Raw genomic sequence first — 18,701 nt, forward strand, 5'->3', positions numbered from 1 at the left:
GCTGCAGTTACAGGCCCCAAGGCAGACCAATGGCCTTCCAGACCGCAAAGAGACCGGTCCACAGCACGAACATCAGCACTACATAGGGAAGCATCAGCGATACGATGGTGCCGACGCCGGCTGACTTGTCGTATTTCTGAGCGAAGCCGACGACGAGCGCGAAGTAGGCGTTGAGCGGCGTGATCGCGTTCATCGGCGAATCCCCGACGCGATAGGCGGCCAGCACAGCTTCCGGCTCGACGCCGAGTTTCATCAGCAGCGGCACGAAAACCGGCGCGAAGATCGCCCATTTTGCAATCGCCCCCGTCAGCAGCAGATCGATGATCGCCACGACGACGATGAAACCGATCAGCAGCGGCAGCGCACCGATGTTAGCTGCCTGCAGCACGCCGGACAGGCTGAGTGCCATGACCGTGCCGATATTGGTGTAGGTGAAGTAGGCGACGAACTGGCTGAGGACGAAGAACAGGAAGATCGTCCCGCCCATGTTCTTGATCGATTTTTCGATCGCCGCGATCACTTCCGCCAGCGTTTTCAGAGTGCCAGCACCGATACCATAGGTCCAACCGGTCACCAGGAAGATCAGCATGATCAGCGCGATCAGCCCGTTCATGAACGGCGAGTTGCCGATCAGTTCGCCGGTATCCGGATTGCGCAACGGCGCACCGCTCGGCAGCGTCAGGAACAGGAAGACCACGAGGAGACCGATCAAGCCGAACAGTGCAAAGCGCAGTCCGCGCGATTCCTGTTCGGAGAGCGTTGCCCCCTGGTTCTGGACGCCACCTTCGGCAGCGGCCGGATCGTAGGTGCCGAGCCGCGGTGCGATCATGCGGTCGGTGATGAAGGCGATGATCACCGTCAAGAACAGCACCGAAGCAATGGAAAACCAGAGGTTGGAGGCCAGACCGATTGACCGGTTCGGATCGACGAGGTGAGCTGCGTCATTGGTGAACTCAACCAGCACGGCGTCGAGCGGCTTGATCAGCATGTTCACCGTGAAGGCGCCGGCCACAGCCGCAAAACCGAGCGCGAGGCCGGCCAGCGGATGCCGCCCGACAGCCAGATAGGCAACGCCGGCAAGCGGGATCAGAACGAGATAGCCGGCATCAGCCGCGATACTGGCAAGGATACCGACGAAAGCAAGAATGTAGGTCAGCGCCCAGCTTGGTGAGACAATGACGAGCTTGCGGATCAGGGCCGTGACAAGCCCCGATTCTTCGGCAACGCCGGCACCGATCATCGCCGCAATCATCAGCCCCACAGCCGTAAAGCTCATGAAGTTGGGAATAAGCGAGGAGTACATGAAGCGGATACCCTCGATGTTCAGCAGACTGCGTATAGCCGTCGATGCCTGCTCAACCGCGTGGGTATCGGGGTTGATGCGCTCATAGCTGACCGCCGCTCCGAAGGCGCCGAGCACGGCCGATAGAACGATGACGATGCCGATCAGGATCAGGAAGATGACCACAGGGTGTGGAACCATGTTCCCGACTTTCTCGACGCCGTCGAGAAACCGCTGCATCGTGGTCTTTGATGCGACATTGGCATTGGCCATGTCCTGCCTCCAATTGAACCAAAGGATTGCGCCCCGAGGGCATTAGAATTGAGGTTCGAATGAGCGTATGTTCTGAAAAGGCGTCGAATACCGGATAGTCATGCCTGCAATGACGGTCAGCTGCGCCGGACTGTGCTCGACCGGATTGGCCGGGCATCGAGCGCCGTCAGAGCTTCATGCAATGCGCCAACCATTCCATTGCTTTTTAAGACTAGCTGAAAACGTCCCGCGCCGTGCCGGCTGCGCACCGCGTTTGCAAAAGCCGACCCCCAGCAGAATCCCTAACCCGACCAGAGCACGACAAAAGCTGCGCGGCCGCAAGCGGCCAGGCATCATCTCAACGTGGGCAAGCCGCTACATAAGTGCGACCGGTGTTGCGATCCCGGAACTCGCACTGGCCCGGTCGTCCCGCTACATTGCCGATCACGGCGCCAGATACACCGCCGATCGCAGCGCCGACCGCCGCACCGCGAACGTCATTCCTGACGGCGCCACCAACAACGGCACCGGTGGCCGCACCGATACCGGCACCCTGTTGGGTGGGCGTGCAGCTTGCTAGCGCCAAGCCGGCCAATGAGAACAGAATCAACCTCTTCATTGTGTCTCCTCATGTGGCGCATAATGAAATTTAATGGCGCCATCCCTAAAGAGTATAGGATTGCCGAAGACACTCTGTGATCGGCATAGAATCCAGAAAGTAAGCTCTGAGTTCAAATTTCTCCAAGCGATGCAGGAGCATAGCAAGGATCATCGCTCGCAAGAGACTTAGCGAAGCTACAAAAGCGCCGCAGCACCACACCAGACAATCGGAAATAAAAACAATCCCTTGAGAGGGACTTCACTCAAAATGGATAAGGCGCAGCTCAATATCGATGCGCCCGTCCGCTCGCCATGCATTTGGGCGAGCGGTCTTCGGGATCCCGTCAGCGTCATACTGGCTGGGTTTTGCCGACAACGATGCGAAAGCCGTTGCCGCGCCAGAAGCCATCAGGTTCAAGGCTGCCGCGATAAGTGCAGCACGCCTTCAGTCGGTTGCTCGAGAAGCAACCGCCGCGTAGGACACGGCGGATTGCTGCCGGCGCGTCTGTCGCCTCTCGGCCATCGTCGCGATAAGGATATTGGAAGCTCGGCGCCGCCATGTCTTCGCCCCACAACGTCGTGCCCCACTCCCAGACCTGCCCGGTCATGTCGTAGCAGCCATAGGCAGACCGGCCTTTCGGGAAAAGACCAACCGTGCAGGTATTGTTGAACCCGGCCTCCTCCGAGTTGGCGGCGTCGGCCATCCACGCCGCACCCCAGGGATAGACGATCGTCTCATCACCGAAATCCGGTTGGTCGCCGCGCGCGGCCCGTTCCCATTCAGGCTCGGTCGGGAGCCGCACGATCTCCTCGGCGCTGATCCGCCCCTCCCTGCGCCAACGGTCGGTAAGCCAATCGCAATAGGCGCGCGCATCATGCCAAGTGAGATCGGTTGCGGGCGCGTTGCGACGGTCCTCAGCGAAGCCGTCGGGACTGCGCCAGGGCCGGTCGGTCTCGCGCACGAAAACACCGTAGGCGGCATTGGTCATCGGATAGAGGCCGATGCGAAAGGCCTGAACCTCGACCATATGAGGCGGCGCCGAGTTCGGATGGGTATTCGAGCCAAAGGTGAAGCGACCGGCGGGGACATCTGCCAGGGCCTCGAGATCACGGGGATCGCCCCAGACGGACAGAATTCGACCAGCCTTCTCGCGCTCCGGTGCCGACAAGACACCCCGGTCGATAATGGCGTGGATATGCGCGGCTATGCGGTTTCTGAGAGATCCCGGTTCCGTCTGCAACTCCGCGGCAAGGAGCGCACCACGAAGCACCTCGTCACCGGTTCCACTGACAAGCGCTCCGACCAGAGCGTTTGCGGCATCGGATCCTGCAAGCCGCCTGGCAAGGCTGCGAAGTACTGGCGCCCAAAGGTCCGGACCTGAGCGAAATGCCGCCACAGCTGCTTCAGCCGGCGACGAAATCAAATGCCGCGCCGCCAGCAGTTGGCGTATACGGAGGACAGGAAAGAGCTCAGCATCCTCCAGCTTTCCCGCAAGCGCGTCGAAGGCAAGACCGCAGAGAAACGTGGCCGTCTGCGCATCGCCGGCGACTTTGGCCAGCCATCGGTCGACAATGCCTTCCGCGGTTTGCCCGTGGTCACCGCTCGTGAGCGCCATGGCAAACTGCGCCGGGTTGCCGGCAGCTTCGCCGAGCGCGATTCCTCGTTCATCGAGATCAATACCGGCAAGCCGATCCGCGGCGGCTCGCCGCTGCGCCTTGAGAAGCGGCAGCAGATCGTAGCGCGTGAAGGACGATGGCAAGGCCCAGCCTTTGACGACCGAGTGTTCTCCGAGCACAAGCAACCGGATGCGGGGATAGCGCGCCTGGAACGCCAGCGCTTGGTTCAGGAGTTCGGGACCATGCTCGCCTGCAGTCTCGACACCGTCGAGGATCACCAGGAGGCTCGTTTCCGAGTTCGTCCATGCGCTGGTGGCGAGCAGGCTTTCCAACCCGGGCAGCGCGTCGTCCACCAACTCGGCAAGGCTCGCACCGGCCTTGACCGAGAGGTAAAGCGGCAGGATGTCTCCCATCTCCCACCCCTCGTCATGCACGGCACCGAGATCGTTGCGTGGCACCTCGCCGGGCACCGTTCGCCCACCGGCCGCTGCCAGCGCCAGATGACGCGCGAAACTCGTCTTGCCGCTGCCTGTCTCGCCGGTGAGTATCAGTGACGCATGATCGCGGGCCATCTCAAGCGCCGAGAAGTACACGGCAGGTTCAGGAGCAGCCTGATCCTTCAGCTTTCGCAATCCCTTGGCCGCCTTGTCCTCGAAGCTGAAGTTGACGAGAAGTGGAATATAGCCGCTTCGGAGATCAGCCACCGAACCGTCCGGCAGCGCCAGCAGCGCCGCTCGGCCATGGTCCTCGGCTTTTGAAAAGAGCCTTTCGCGCAACTCCGCGAGCGTCATCGTCGGCCCGGCGCTCATCAGAACAGCTTCGCCACATCTGGATTGTGGAAACGCTGGATCTCGATGGCGTAGCCGGCGGGATCCTCGAAGAAGAAGTGCTCGCAGTAAGTGCCGCGCAAGATCTCCGACAGCCCCGTGACACCCGCGTCCTTCATCCGCTTGTGCCAGCCTTCGACATCTTGAGCGACGATGGTCAGCAGCACGGCACTTTTTTCCTGATGCTTCAGGTGACCGCGATTGCCATCGACAATCCCGAAATAGCACTTGCCAGCGATGCGATAGATACGTGCAAGCCCCTGGTCGAGCACCAGTTCGAGGCCGAGCACGCTCTCGTAAAACGGTGCAACCGCATGAATATCTTCATAGTAGAAGAAGGTGATCGAGTAGTCTTTTTCCATCGTCATGTCCTGCTCTAGCGGATGTTGAGGGTGCCCTTGTGGTCGATCGAAAGGCCGCCGATACCTCTGCGCGCGGCAAAGACGTCGACAGGATGGACCAGATATAGCCAGGGCGGATTTTGGTGAAGCCGCGTCAGGCAGCGTGCATAGGCGACGTCCCGGGCTTCGTCATCGACAGCCTGATTGGCCGCCTCGATCAGCGCCTCCGTCTGCGGATCGTAATAGCCCTGCCACCAAACAGCTTTCGTCTTGCTGGAGATCTTATCGTTCAGGATACGGTAGGTGCTATGTGGCGAGGAATCGAAAATCGCCATGTCGCCCATTTCCTTGCGACCAATCTGTCGGGCGTATTCTGGACGATCGAGCTCGGTCTCAATTTCGACTTTCAGCCCGACCGCCTCGAGCGCTGCGGCCACGAAGCGGCTTACCTCGGGCGCCCGTTCCGGCATGAAGGTCGGCGTACGCAGCCGAATGGTCTCGCTTGCATCAACACCCTCCAGCAACTCGCGCGCCTTTGCCGGATCATAGCCGATCGGCGAAAGCTGGGCCCTTGCCGCGCCGAGGTGAAATGGGCTGACGATCGTGGAGGATGGAACAGCCAGCCCGTGGAAGATCTCGTCTGCGATCACAGCCGTGTCGACCGCATGATTGACGGCAAGCCGCGCCTCCGGCGAGCGGAAGATGCCTTGCTGGCAATTGAGATAGTACATGACCGACAGCGTATTGACGGCCCTGCCCCACGCGAAGTCCTCATCGAAGGCCACCCGCTCGTCGATCCGCTCGAGATTGAGCACGGCATCGACCACGCCACGCTTCAATGCGTCGTAGCGCGCGTTTGCATGGCGCTCCGGTACAGCAACGATCCGGGCCGGGCCTGATCTGCCGTCTGTCCTTTCCAGTACGGCGCGCTTGCCCGCTTCGAACTCCGTCACACGGTAGCGTCCGGTACCGAAAACAGGCGATCCCGAGGAATCAAGACGGCAAATGTAGAACTCGGAGAAGATGTCGAGGATGTCGGCAATCGGCTCGGGGTTTTCAACACGCACCACATGGTCGTCGTCGGCCGTGATACGGGCATGTTCGAGATAACGCGCGTATGACCATTTCATGCCGAATGTATCGACGGCATCGAGAATACCACTGACAAACTGCAGGATGTCGTCAGCGACGCAGGGTTTTCCGTCGTGAAAGGCCGCGCCGTCGCGGATCACGAAGCGCCACTCCCGACCGTCGGCAGAATGGCTCCAGCTTTCAAAGAGAGCCGGTCGCACAAAGCCGTTCTCCCATTTCAAGAGCGGTTCAAACACGAGATTTTTCAGCGTCAGGACGCTGGTATCGTCCGTTACGCGGTTCGGCGGAAGGAAATCCACCTTCTCGAGGCTGATCGTCAGTGTGTCCAAGGTGCCCCTCAATCGAGTTCGCTACGGCGGCGCGGGTTGAACCAGTCGGCAAGGGAGTCGCCGATCAGATTGAACGACAGAACGGCGAGGAGGATCGCCATACCCGGTGCCAGGGCAACCCAGGGCGCGCTGCGCACATACTGCAGATTTGCCGAAACATCCGCACCCCACTCGGCCAGCGGCGGCTGCGCTCCGAGACCGAGAAACCCGAGGCTCGCCGTCTGGAGGATCGCGCTGCCGAGCGCGAGCGTTGATTGCACCAGCAGCGGGCCCAGCCCGTTCACGAAGATATACCGCGAAAGAATCCGGCTATTGGGCAGCCCTAGCGAAATTGCCGCTTCGACATAGGGCTTCACGGCTATACTGAGCGCCTGGCTGCGCGCAACGCGGGCAAATTGAGGAGCGAGCGTGATGGCGACGGCAAGCATCGCATTCTGCAGGCTCGGACCGAAGGCGGCGGCCAGCGCGATGGCAAGCACCAGTGCCGGGAATGCCAGGATCGCGTCAACGATGCGCATGATGATGCTATCGGTCCAGCCGCCTGCGAAGCCCGCAAGCGTGCCGAAGAAGACGCCGACCACGAAGGCGATCGCCACGACGCCGACGCCGATCGTAAGCGTAGCCCGCCCCCCATACATGATGCGAGTCAGGATATCCCGGCCGAACGCATCGGTGCCAAGCCAATGGGCAAAGCTTGGAGGCGCAAGCTTGTGCAACACATCGAGTTTCGTTGGCGAATAAGGGGTAAGCATTGGTCCAACGGCGATCAGAAGCACAAGCGCAAGCAGGATCATCAGCCCAACGACAGCGAGCGTATTGCGTCTCAGAAATGTGATGAATTCGCCCATGATCTCACTTCATCTTCTTGCGGACGCGCGGGTCGAGAACACCGTAAAGCACATCCACGATGATCGAGGTGATCACGAAAAGCAGGGCAAAGACGAGTGTCGTGCCCTGGATCACGGGATAATCACGGTTCTTGATCGCCTCGAACATGTAGCGACCGATTCCCGGCCACGCAAAGATCGTCTCGGTCAGGATGGCGCCACCGAGCATCTCGGCAAACTTCAGACCAATCACGGTAATCGCCGGCAGGAGGGAATTGCGCAGACCATGATTGAGGATCACGTCGCTGCGCCGCAGTCCCTTGGCTTTGGCGGTACGAATGAAATCCTCGCCCATGACATCCAGCATCGTGTTGCGCACGAAACGCCCGAGCGTTGCAGCGAGGAAGGCCGCCAGTACCGTCGTTGGGAGTATGAGATGCTGGAGCGCATTCCACGCGGCCGCGAAATTGCCGGTAATGATGCCATCGAGGATAGCGAACCCGGTTACCGGCTCGGACGTGATGAAGGGGCTCATCCGGCCGGACACCGGCAGCCAACCGAGATAGGTGCCAAAGATCAGCTGGAGAATGAGCGCCAGCAGGAAGGCCGGCATCGACACGCCGACCAGAGACATCACGCGCGTGACGTGATCGAAGAAGGAGTTCGGCCGGATTGCCGACAGGACGCCGATCGGAATGCCGAAGATGACAGCGACGATGACGGCAAGGACGGAAAGCTCGATCGTTGCCGGCAGCCGCAAGAGGATTTCCTGGGCAACCGGCTGGCCGGTCTTCAGGGAGATGCCGAAATCGCCCTGCAGGAGTCCACCGACATAATGGATGAACTGCAGCAGCACAGATTGATCGAGATCGAGCTGGACGCGCAGCGCGTCGATCTGTGCCTGTGTCGCCCCCGGACCGAGCAAGGTGACCGCCGGATCGCCTGGGATCAGCCGGACCAGCGAAAAGACGATCACCAGCACGATGCACATGACGGGTATCAGCGCGACCAGTCGGCGTATGATGAAACTCGCCATGCCTTCCTACTCACTTATCGGGGACCACCCTCTTCGACAGGCGACCAGATGGTGGTCGCCTGTCTTTAAGCGTGGCTACGTCATTTCTTGTAGACGGACCAGTATTCGTTGAGCGGCGGCGCGCTGTTGATGACCAGCCCTTCGACATTGGCGCGGGTGAACACGATCAGCTTGGGGCTGAACAGATAGGCGCCAGGCACGCGCTTGGCGACTTCCTCCTGGACTTGGAAGTAGAGCTGCTTGCGGGCCTCGATATCGGACGTCTGCTGTGCCTTGACGATGAGATCGTCGAGATCCTTGTCCTGCGGCATGCGGAAGGTCATGGCTGCATCGGCCAGCGATGACAGGTAACCGATGGTAATGTGCGCGTCAGGATCGTTGTACCACGGCTGACGGCCGTCGAGTGCGACATCGAACTGGCCGGAGGTCTGCAGAGCACGCAGTGCCGGAAACTCCGTCTGTTCGATCGTGGCATTGATACCGATATCGGCAAGGTTCGCCTGGACGAACGTGGCGACCGCGCCCCACAGCGGCCCCTGGAAGCTATAGAGCTTCAGGTTGATGCTGGACGGGTCGACACCGGCTTCCGCGAGCAGCTTCTTGGCGAGCTCGGGATCGTAGGTCGGTGCGAGCTCCTTCATCTTCGGATTGAAGGCCCAGCTGTTGCTGGTCAGCGGACCATAGACGCGCTCTGCGGTACCGCCAAAGACACCCTGCAGCAGGCCATCATAATCGATCGCGTGAGCAATTGCTTCCCGCGCCTTGACGTTGGCAAAGGGGCCATCCTTCTTGCTGTTGTTGAACTCGAGCTGACGGATGATCTGGCTGGACGTTTCCAGAACCTTGACGTCCTTGTTGTCTTTCAGCGCTTCAATGTCTTCTGCGGCGATCGCCGACAGCTGCCCCTGCTGCTGGACGACATCAACGCCACCGCTTTCAAGCTCCAGCCGCCGGGTCGAGGCATCCGGGATAACACGGTAGATAATCTTGGCTAGCTTCGGCGCGCCACGGAAGTAATCGGGGTTGGCCTCGAGAACGACGTTGGTGTCAGCTTGTGCGCTCTTGAAGACGAAGGGACCGGTGCCGACCGGATTGGCGGCAAACTTGTCGCCGTATTTCGCCACGGCGGCAGGGCTTACGATCGCCGACTGCGGCTGCGCCAGGATCGAGAGGAAGGCTGGATAGGCCGCGCTCAGCGTGATCTTTACTTCGCCTGGCGAGACGACAGCGATGTCCTTGATCAGATCGAACGTCGCCTTGACGTATGAGTTCGACGCCTTGGTTCGCTCCAGCGAAAACTTCACGGCGGCGGCATCGAAAGCCGTTCCGTCCTGGAATTTCACGCCATCGCGAAGCTTGAAATCAAACTCCTTGCCGTCAGCAGAGACAGTCCAGCCCGTCGCGAGACGGCCTTCCAGCTGCTTGAAATCGGGCGCGGTCCACGCAACAAGCGTGTCAAAGACGTTGAGAATGATCTCACTGCCGATCGGCTCCGCCTTATTGGTGCCCGGCTCCAGGCTGACCGGATCGGACGGAACGGCAATGACCAACGTCTTGAGCTGATCCTCGCTTTGCGCCTGAGCGCTGCCAGCAACGAACGGCAAGGCAACCAACGCCGCCGCCGCAAATCCCTTCCAGAACTTCATTCTACCACCCTTTCGTAGCCGTAGCTTCATGCCAAGCTGTTCCCTGCGAATTGCCGCTACATCCAACAATCCGTGATATACTACGAAATATATCATGAGAAAGTCGGCTGTAAAGCCGGCTTGGCGACTCTTTAAACAATCGCCAAAATCGCACATTATTTATGCAATATAAGAAAAAATATGCCGATTATTCGCGCATTCTGAGAACAGAAACCAAGACAAACGGGCCTACAGAGGATCGGCGCCCGTGATCACCGGTCGCGTCGGATCGCTGATCCAGGCGGACCATGAACCTGGATACATGGAAGCCTCTATTCCGATCGAGGCCAGCGCCAGAACCGTATGTGCTGCCGACATGCCGGCACCACAATAGACTCCGACCTCCGAAGATCCGTCGGCGCCGAGCGCGCGATACATTTCTGTGAGAGTCGGCCCATCGGTGAAGTTGCCGTAATCGGTCACGTTGTCGGGCGCCGGTGCGCTGATGGCATAGGGAATATGCCCCCTTGCCGGCTGGCCGGACAACACAGGCCCGCCGATGTAATTTGGTCGTATGCGAGCATCGAGCAGCACACCTTCCCTGCCAATCCGCAAGGCACCCTCGGCATCAAGTTCCGGCATGTGGCTAGGCGACAGTGCAATATCACTGACTTCGGGCGTCGCAACCATCTCCGTCGTCGGCAACCCCGCCGCGATCCATGCAGGCATGCCGCCATCCAGCACGCGGACATCGGGCAACCCGGCCCACTTCAGGACCCACCACGCCCTTGCGGCGGTCATGCTTCGATCGCCGTCATAGATGACGACCGTGGTTTCCGGCCGCAGGCCCCAGCGACGGGCCTTTCCCTGAAGAACGCCGATCTCGGGCAGCGGTCGCTGGCCACGCTCGAAGGAAGCAGGAGCCTGAAAATCGGAATAGGCCTCGGTATCGATTGCCCCCTCGATCCGCTGGCCTTTGAAAGACGGCACGCCCGTGTATGGATTGATCGAATGAACCGCGAGGATCGTCACGTCGTGGCCGGATCTGCGAAGTTCATCCAGCTCGACAGCCGTCAGAAGAACCTTTCTGCGAACATCACCAGTCATGCGCCGACTTCTCTATACGGATGAGTTATCGCGACATCCTCCCCCATCGGAAGCCGCTTGGCAAGATGAAATATCTTACGTAGTATACTACAACATTTTCCGGACGCGGCCCCATATACGAGGCCTTGGCCACTCGCCATCGGAGTTTCCTGCGTGACCATTCTATCTGTCGAACATCTGACAACCTCTTTCCGCCGCAGCGGTCAATGGGTGCCAGTCGTCAACGATGTCAGCCTGACGGTCGCAGCCGGTGAAACTGTGGCGATCGTCGGCGAGTCCGGCTCAGGAAAAAGCGTCACGGCAATGTCCATCATGCGGCTGCTGCCGGAACGAACGTCGCGGGTCGAGGGCAGCGTGAAGCTCCAAGGTCGAGAACTGCTGGCCCTGCCGGAGCGAGAGATGCAGGACATCCGGGGCAACGAGATCGCGATGATCTTCCAGGAGCCGATGACATCGCTCAATCCCGTCATGACCGTCGGCCGCCAGATCGCCGAGGCAATCCGCCGCCACCGGCCCGTCACGACCGCCGAAGCGCGCGCTCAGACGATCGCCTTGTTGGATCGCGTTCGCATTCCCGCCGCAGCCAAGCGCTTCGACGAACATCCCCATCAACTGTCTGGCGGCACACTGCAGCGGGTCATGATCGCCATGGCCCTCGCTTGCCGACCCAAACTTCTGATTGCCGACGAGCCCACCACCGCACTCGATGTCACGGTCCAGGCGGAAATCCTTGAGCTCGTCAAAAGCCTGCAGGATGAAGAGAAGATGGGCGTTCTGTTCATCACCCATGACATGGGTGTGGTCGCTGAAATCGCCGACCGGACGGTCGTCATGTTCCGTTCGCGCGCGCTCGAAGCCGGACGAACGGAAGAGATATTCGCCAAGCCCGAAACCGACTACACGCACGCTCTCCTTTCTGCCGTGCCCAAGCTCGGGTCGATGGCTGGACACGAGAACCCCGCGACCTTCCCCTTGATCGACGTCGAAAGCGGCAAGCGGGTCGCCGAGCGGGAAGTTGCCGGCGCCGGGACGAAACCCGTGCTGGAAGTTCGCAACCTTGTCACCCGGTTCGACATCAAGAGCGGCGTCCTCGGACGCGTGACCGGCCGTGTTCACGCGGTTGAAGACGTGTCCTTCGACCTGAACCAAGGCGAGACGCTGTCGCTTGTCGGTGAATCGGGTTGCGGCAAGTCAACGACCGGCCGCTCGGTGCTGCGGCTCGTCGAGCCTGTCAGCGGCAGCATCCGCATCAATGGCGCAGACGTCCGCGCCATGACATCGGCCACGCTAACACGCCAGCGCCGGCAGATGCAGATGATCTTTCAGGATCCCTATTCAAGCCTCAATCCGCGCATGCGGGTGGGCGATGCCATTGCGGAACCGATGATCGCTCATGGGCTGGCACCGAAGGCAGAGGCACAGGCAAAGGCAGTCGACCTCCTCGAGCGCGTCGGGCTGAAAGCCGATATGGCGCGTCGGTTCCCGCACGAATTCTCCGGCGGCCAGCGCCAGCGCATCAGCATCGCCCGTGCGCTTACGCTTAATCCGGGCCTGATCGTTGCCGATGAGGCGGTCTCCGCCCTCGACGTGTCGATCAAGGCGCAGGTGGTAAACCTGATGCTCGAACTGCAGGAGACGCTTAAGATCGCCTACCTCTTCATCAGCCACGACATGGCCGTCGTTGAGCGTGTCAGCCACCGCGTGGCCGTGATGTACCTGGGCGAGATCGTCGAGATCGGCTCGCGGGCGCAAGTCTTCGACGATCCTCAACATGCTTACACCAGACGCCTTCTCGATGCGGTTCCGGTCGCAGATCCGAGCCGCCGGCACTCGCGAACACGTCTGCCGGGCGTAGAACTCGGCAGCGCCGTGCGTCCGGCGGACTATGTTCCGACAAAGGCGATCTACCGCGAAGTGGCCAGCGGTCACCTCGTCAAGCAGTAGCGACGACGCGGTCGGGTTGTATCGCTACAGCGTGAAGCCGCCGTGTGCATTGGAGATGAGCGCGTTGAGCAACCCCTGTCGGGTGTTCTCGTTGTGCTCGACCATCGCCTGGCGCGCCTTCTCGCTGTCACGCTCGCGTAGCACAGCCACGATCTTGTGGTGGTCGTTTGCCGTCTCGGGATTAATGTCGCGCACGCGCGTCCCCATGTAGAAAAGCCGGGCGCACTCTTCCAGGTGGCTCATGACCAGAGCGTGGAGGCGTGGATTGCGCGAGCCGCGTGCGATCGCGGAATGGAACTCCTCATTGGAGGTCACAAAGGTCTTTGTGCTGACCCCTTCGCCCATCACGTAGCTCGCATCGGCCAATCGATCGAGCGCGTCCAGCTCCTGCTCCGTCAGGTTCTTCGCGGCCAGCGACGCCGCTGTGCCCTCGAGCATACCGCGTACCGCAAAGAGATCGTTCATGTCCTGCACCGTCACCGGCGTCACGCGGTAGCCGCGCCGCGGAAAGGCCTCCATGAAGCCCTCGACGCAGAGGCGCGCCAGAGCTTCACGCACCGGCGTTTTGCTCATCTGCAGCTGCTCGGCGAGCTCCGGCTCGGAAACGGCTGCGCCCGGTGCAAGTTCGCCAAGGATCAACCGCTCGCGCAATATGGCATAGGCCTGCTCGGTCAGTGATTTGCCGCGCTTCTCGGAAGCCGTTGCCAAGGTGTCAGTCTTGTTCAAAACCCATCTCCAGTTGCCCGAATAAGGGCCAGATGCCTTTGTCGCCAGACATTGCGGGCAAGTCAAAGACTTTTGATATCACAGGCATTTGCGCGCCATCCTCACAGAGGACTTTGACAGTCGCCCTTCTCTGATATACTACGTAATATATCTATTGCGCAATGCGCTTCCCCGTCCAGTGGAAGTGCCCAACAGGTGCATGCTGTGTCCGACATCCTCGTCATTAATCCCAACAGTTCGGCGTCCGTCACGCGCTCCATGGAGGCCTGCCTCGGTCCTGTCCGCGCGACGACATCCCACCGCATCAACTGTATCGAGCTCGCCAAATCGCCGCCTGGCATTGAAACGGACGATCACGTTGCCGCGGTCATTCCAAACATAATCGAGGCCGTGTCGGCCTCTTCCGCGGGTGCCTTCGTCCTCTCGTGTTTTTCCGATCCCGGCATCGCGCAGGTTCGGAAGCTGGTAGACCGACCGGTCTTCGGCATCGCCGAATCCGCCTACCTCGCAGCGCTGGGCCTCGGTTCCCGCTTCGGCATCATCTCGCTCGGGCAATCCTCCATCGATCGGCATCTGCGTTACCTGAAGGCGCTCGAGCTCGACCGGCGCCTTGCGGGTGATCGGTCGATCAACATGACGGTCGTTGAACTGATGGCCGGCGACGTTGTCGAGACCGTCTCACGCACTGCTCGCTTGCTGCGCGACGAAGACGGCGCCGACGTCGTCATTCTCGGCTGCGCCGGTCTCGGATCATACAGGCAGGCCATGCAGGACAGCCTCGGCATTCCCGTCATCGATCCGGTCCAGGCAGGCGTCGCGCTCGCCTGCACCAATCTTGATCTGGCTTATGGAAAGAAAAGACAATGATGTTTGACCTCGTGGTGCGCGGCACTGCCGTCTTGCCGGACGGACCGGTTGAAGATAGCTGGATTGCCGTCAGGGACGGCAAGATCGCCGCCATTGGAACCGGCGACGCGCCGGCCGCAACCGAGACCTTCGACGCCGGCGACGATCTGATCATCCCCGGTGTGGTCGACGGCCAGACGCATGCCTGCAGCTATGGCGGGCTTCCCGGTATCCGGTCGACGACCAGGTCGGCGATTGCCGGCGGGGTGACGACCATCGTCGACATGCCTTACGACAATCCCGCCCCGCTGAACTCGCTTGAGCGTCTCAACGACAAGATTGCCGCGATCGAGGAGCATGCCCACGCAAACGTCGCGCTTTACGGCACCGTCCTGCCGGGACAGACGACCGAGGACATCCAGCCCTTGATCGAGGGTGGCGTCGTCGCCTTCAAGATTTCAACGTTTGAAAGCAGCCCGACGCGCTTTCCTCGTATCGCATCCGACCAGATCCTCGCGGTCTTCAATGCCCTCTCCGATACTGTCATTCCGCTGGGTGTGCACAACGAAGACCAGGAGATCGTCCGGGCCTATATCGCTGCCGCAAAGGCCGCTAACCGGGATGGCATCGAGGCCCACTCCGAGAGCCGGCCGCCGGCCGCGGAACTGGCAGCGACCGCGCAGTTTCTCGAACTCGGGGCTGCGGCTGGCGCCCACGCGCATATCGTCCACCTGACGACACCGCGCGGCTTCCACCTGGTCGATAACTATCTCGCCGATGGCTTCCGAGCCACCGGTGAACTCTGCGTCCACTATCTCTGGTTCGACCCGGAGCGCGATGGCGCCGCGCTCGGCGCGCGCATGAAGGTCAACCCGCCGATCCGTCCCGGTCAGATCGACGCGCTTTGGGAAGAAGTGCTGTCGGGCCGAGTCGCCTTTGTCAGCTCCGACCATTCCAGCTGGCCAGTCGACAACAAGTTCACGCCGTCGATCTTCGACGCCGGCGCCGGTGTACCCGGACTGGAAACGCTGTTGCCGGCTTTCTACACGGCAGCTGACAATCGCGGCCTCGATGCCGCCGCGGTGACGGTCGAGCAGCTTTGCGAGCGGCCGGCAAAATTCTTCGGTCTGTGGCCCGAAAAGGGCGCGATCAGGCTCGGCGCCGATGCCGACCTCGCCATCCTTTCGCGCAAGGCCCAGGTATGGGACTCTTCGCGGGCGAACGACGAGCTGCACTGGAGCCCCTTCGACGGCCGCGCATTTTCAGTCACGGTAACCCGCACCTATCTGGGCGGAAGCCTCGCGTGGGATGGCCTGTCCATCATCAATCAGCCCGGATCCGGACGCTATGTCCGCCGCGGCAACTCTCACTGGTTTGAATAGGATCGGATCAGCACATGTCGCTCATCACAACAGATAGCAAAGGCGTCTTCGTCATTGCCGTAACCCCGTTCAACGAAGACGGCTCACTCGACCGCCCGAGCGTCGACCGGATGGTCGATTTCTACTTCGAGAAAGGCGCCGACGGCCTGACCATTCTCGGCATGATGGGCGAGGCCCCGAAGTTGACCCAGGCGGAGTCGATCGAGGTCACGCGCCTGACGCTGAACCGCTCGGCAGGCAAGCCGGTGGTCGTCGGCGTGTCTGCGCCGGGGCTTGCGGCAATCGGCGAACTGAGCAAGGCAGTCATGGATCTCGGCGCGGCCGGCGTCATGGTCGCGCCTCCCTCCTCTCTGCGAACCGATGACCAGATCATCACTTACTATCGCAATGTGGTTGAAACCGTCGGCACGGATGTTCCTGTCGTTCTGCAGGACTTTCCGCTGTCCACCGGCGTGCAGATCGCCTCCAGGACACTCGGCTCGATCCTCGAGGCCCACCCGAGCATCGCCATGGTGAAGCACGAAGACTGGCCGGGACTGCAGAAGATCACGGACCTGCGCGGAGCGGAGGCCAAGGGCCGACGGCGCGTCTCGATCCTCTGCGGCAACGCCGGCATTTTCCTGCCGGAGGAAATGCAGCGCGGCGCCGATGGCGCCATGACCGGTTTCCCCTATCCTGAAATGATGGTGGACGTCTGCCGCTTGAGCGCTGCCGGTCGGTTTGAGGACGCACAGGACATCTTCGATGCCTACCTGCCGCTCATGCGCTACGAGCAGCAACCGGGCCTCGGCCTTGCCGTGCGCAAATATGTGCTCGCCAAGCGGGGAGCAATCGCCAGCGCGGCGCAAAGACGCCCGGGTGCGGCTCTCAGCGCGATGGCAATCAGGGAAGTCGAGAAACTTATCGAACGACAAGAACGCAAGCTGGAGGCGTTGAAGTAATGGATCTGCAGATTTCCGGAAAAAAGGCACTCGTTCTCGGCGCAAGCCGCGGCCTGGGCGCTGCGATCGCAGAGGGTCTTGCCGCCGAGGGGGTCAAGGTGTTTGCCGCAGCCCGCAACACCGACAAGATCGAGCCTTCCGCCAACATCACGCCGATCGCTGTTGACCTCGCAGATCCGGCGTCGGTGACAAAGCTCATCGCATCGCTGACCGAACAGGGAGGCGTCGATATCCTGGTCAACAACTCAGGGGGACCGAAAGCCGGACCGGCGCTCGGTCAGTCTCGCGAAAGCTGGCTGGCGGCCTTCGAGGCCATGGCTTCATCGATCTTCACCATCTCCGATGCCATGCTGGAGGGCATGATTGCTCGCAAGTGGGGCCGGATCATCACGATCGGCTCATCCGGCGTCGAGCAACCCATTCCGAACCTTGCGCTTTCCAATGGCGTGCGGGCGGCCGTCGCCGGGTGGTCCAAGACGCTGGCTGCTGAAGTTGCCCGACACGGCATCACCGTCAACATGATCCTGCCTGGACGTATCGACACCGATCGCGTCCGCGAACTGGACGGCATCAAGGCAGAGAAGACGGGCGCGAGCATCGAGGACGTGCAATCCGCCTCACGCAACGATATACCTGCAGGTCGTTACGGCAGGCCCGAAGAGTTTGCTGCAGTGGCAGTATTTCTCGCCAGCGCCCAGGCGAGCTACGTTACCGGCTCGTCGATCCGCGTTGATGGCGGTATGATCAAGGGGCTATGACACGTATGGTCAACTTCGACATCGTTCACGAGCGTCGCGGCACCGGCAGCTCCAAATGGAGCAAATATCCGGGCGATGTCCTGCCCATGTGGGTTGCCGACATGGACTTCCCCGCAGCACCCGAAATTGTCGAGGCGATCCGAAACCGCCTTGAGCATCCGCTTCTCGGCTACGGTGTCGCGCGCGACGAGCTGCGCGCGCAAATCGTTGCCGACATGCAGGAGAAGTTCAACTGGACAATCCTTCCGGAAGAGATCGTATTCCTGCCAGGCGTAGAACCGGGCTTCAACATGGCGCTGAAGGCGATGCTTCAGCCCGGCGACGGCGTTCTGGTACAGACGCCGGTCTATCGTCCGATCCTCAATGCGCCGGCGCATTGGGGCTTGAAGCGGATCGAGGCACCGCTCACTGCAACCGATGCCGGCTATGTCATGGATAGGGACGCCTTCGCCGGCAAACTCGCCCAGTCAAAGGCCCTTCTCCTCTGTAACCCGCAGAACCCGACCGGCAAGGTCTTCACCAGGGAAGAGCTGACCGACATCGCCGCGCTTTGCCGCCGAAACGATACGCTCATCATCTCCGACGAGATCCATTGCGAACTGCTCTTCGACGGACGTCATCACATCCCGATCGCCAGCATCTCCGACGATGCAGCGGAACGCACCATCACGCTGATGGCCGCCAGCAAGACCTACAATATTGCCGGCCTGAAGACTGCATTCGCGATCATCAAGAACAAGGCGATGCGCGAGACATTCGCGCAATCGCGGCTCGGCATGGTCGACAGCGTCAATATCCTCGGGCTGGAGGCGACGCTTGCGGCACTCTCAAGCGCCGGCAAGTGGAAGACGGACATGCTGTCGTATATCGCAGCCAACCGCGATCATCTGTCGGCAGAGATCGCCCGTCGCTTCCCCGCGATCCGTCTCATCAAGGCGGAAGGAACGTTCCTGGCCTGGCTTGACTGCACGGCGCTCGGGCTTTCGCCGGATCCGCAAACGCACTTCCTCAATCAAGGCAAGGTCGGGTTCAGCGCCGGCTCCGAATTCGGCGACGGCTATGGCAATTTCATCCGCTTCAACTTCGGTTGCCCACGGCAACTGCTCGACGACGCCTTGGAGCGGATGGAGCAAGCGCTAGAGGGGTAGCAACTCGCAGCCGGTGTGGCA

16 protein-coding genes are annotated in these 18,701 nt (G+C 61.0%); 6 read left to right on the top strand and 10 right to left on the bottom strand.

Annotation, left to right across the window (positions count from 1 at the left end; genetic code table 11):
• Positions 1-7: 7 nt before the first annotated feature.
• The 9 genes from QTL94_RS17265 to QTL94_RS17305 form a co-directional block, all read right to left on the bottom strand.
• The gene (locus QTL94_RS17265; RefSeq protein WP_289802635.1) at positions 8-1,555 is read right to left on the bottom strand and encodes an AbgT family transporter; all 1,548 of its coding nucleotides are present in this window, start codon (positions 1,553-1,555) and stop codon (positions 8-10) included.
• Positions 1,556-1,892: 337 nt separating this feature from the next.
• Positions 1,893-2,153: a YMGG-like glycine zipper-containing protein gene (locus QTL94_RS17270; protein WP_083199321.1), complete on the bottom strand. Its 261-nt coding sequence runs from the start codon at positions 2,151-2,153 to the stop codon at positions 1,893-1,895.
• A gap of 331 nt (positions 2,154-2,484) precedes the next feature.
• Positions 2,485-4,560, bottom strand: coding sequence for an SUMF1/EgtB/PvdO family nonheme iron enzyme (locus QTL94_RS17275; RefSeq protein WP_289802636.1), 2,076 nt, complete (start codon positions 4,558-4,560; stop codon positions 2,485-2,487).
• Complete coding sequence (locus QTL94_RS17280; protein WP_244499447.1) at positions 4,560-4,946, bottom strand: VOC family protein; 387 nt, start codon at positions 4,944-4,946, stop codon at positions 4,560-4,562. Before QTL94_RS17280 ends, QTL94_RS17275 begins: the two co-directional genes overlap by 1 nt.
• Positions 4,947-4,954: 8 nt before the next feature.
• Positions 4,955-6,340: an ABC transporter substrate-binding protein gene (locus tag QTL94_RS17285; protein ID WP_289802637.1), complete on the bottom strand. Its 1,386-nt coding sequence runs from the start codon at positions 6,338-6,340 to the stop codon at positions 4,955-4,957.
• A gap of 8 nt (positions 6,341-6,348) precedes the next feature.
• Positions 6,349-7,188, bottom strand: a complete 840-nt coding sequence (locus tag QTL94_RS17290; RefSeq protein WP_289802638.1) for an ABC transporter permease — start codon at positions 7,186-7,188, stop codon at positions 6,349-6,351.
• Positions 7,189-7,192: 4 nt separating this feature from the next.
• Positions 7,193-8,203, bottom strand: coding sequence for an ABC transporter permease (locus tag QTL94_RS17295; protein WP_289802639.1), 1,011 nt, complete (start codon positions 8,201-8,203; stop codon positions 7,193-7,195).
• Between the two features lie 80 nt (positions 8,204-8,283).
• On the bottom strand, positions 8,284-9,849 hold the full coding sequence (locus QTL94_RS17300) for an ABC transporter substrate-binding protein (RefSeq protein ID WP_289802640.1): 1,566 nt from the start codon (positions 9,847-9,849) through the stop codon (positions 8,284-8,286).
• Positions 9,850-10,077: 228 nt separating this feature from the next.
• The gene (locus tag QTL94_RS17305; protein WP_289802641.1) at positions 10,078-10,935 is read right to left on the bottom strand and encodes a sulfurtransferase; all 858 of its coding nucleotides are present in this window, start codon (positions 10,933-10,935) and stop codon (positions 10,078-10,080) included.
• 153 nt (positions 10,936-11,088) lie between these two features.
• On the opposite strand from QTL94_RS17305, the gene QTL94_RS17310 reads away from it, so the two are divergent.
• On the top strand, positions 11,089-12,879 hold the full coding sequence (locus QTL94_RS17310; RefSeq protein ID WP_289802642.1) for an ABC transporter ATP-binding protein: 1,791 nt from the start codon (positions 11,089-11,091) through the stop codon (positions 12,877-12,879).
• A 24-nt stretch (positions 12,880-12,903) separates the two neighbouring features.
• Here QTL94_RS17310 and QTL94_RS17315 read toward each other — a convergent pair whose 3' ends face one another.
• Positions 12,904-13,605 carry a GntR family transcriptional regulator gene (locus tag QTL94_RS17315; RefSeq protein ID WP_244499446.1) on the bottom strand — a complete coding sequence of 234 codons (702 nt, stop codon included), beginning with the start codon at positions 13,603-13,605 and terminating at the stop codon, positions 12,904-12,906.
• Between the two features lie 204 nt (positions 13,606-13,809).
• Here QTL94_RS17315 and QTL94_RS17320 point away from each other — a divergent pair, with 204 nt between their 5' ends.
• From QTL94_RS17320 to QTL94_RS17340, 5 genes are read left to right on the top strand one after another with little or no spacing between them, the layout of a single operon-like run.
• Positions 13,810-14,472, top strand: coding sequence for an aspartate/glutamate racemase family protein (locus QTL94_RS17320; protein ID WP_289802643.1), 663 nt, complete (start codon positions 13,810-13,812; stop codon positions 14,470-14,472).
• Positions 14,469-15,833 (top strand): dihydroorotase, encoded by a 1,365-nt coding sequence (locus tag QTL94_RS17325; RefSeq protein WP_289802644.1) that lies wholly within the window; start codon positions 14,469-14,471, stop codon positions 15,831-15,833. Before QTL94_RS17320 ends, QTL94_RS17325 begins: the two co-directional genes overlap by 4 nt.
• Positions 15,834-15,847: 14 nt before the next feature.
• Positions 15,848-16,774 carry a dihydrodipicolinate synthase family protein gene (locus QTL94_RS17330; RefSeq protein WP_289802645.1) on the top strand — a complete coding sequence of 309 codons (927 nt, stop codon included), beginning with the start codon at positions 15,848-15,850 and terminating at the stop codon, positions 16,772-16,774.
• On the top strand, positions 16,774-17,532 hold the full coding sequence (locus QTL94_RS17335) for an SDR family oxidoreductase (RefSeq protein WP_289802646.1): 759 nt from the start codon (positions 16,774-16,776) through the stop codon (positions 17,530-17,532). The genes QTL94_RS17330 and QTL94_RS17335 overlap by 1 nt, the downstream gene beginning before the upstream one ends.
• Complete coding sequence (locus QTL94_RS17340; protein WP_289802647.1) at positions 17,529-18,680, top strand: MalY/PatB family protein; 1,152 nt, start codon at positions 17,529-17,531, stop codon at positions 18,678-18,680. Before QTL94_RS17335 ends, QTL94_RS17340 begins: the two co-directional genes overlap by 4 nt.
• The last annotated feature ends 21 nt before the right edge of the window (positions 18,681-18,701 follow it).

The organism is Rhizobium sp. S96 (assembly GCF_030382195.1).
In the GTDB taxonomy this organism is placed as follows: Bacteria; Pseudomonadota; Alphaproteobacteria; order Rhizobiales; family Rhizobiaceae; genus Rhizobium.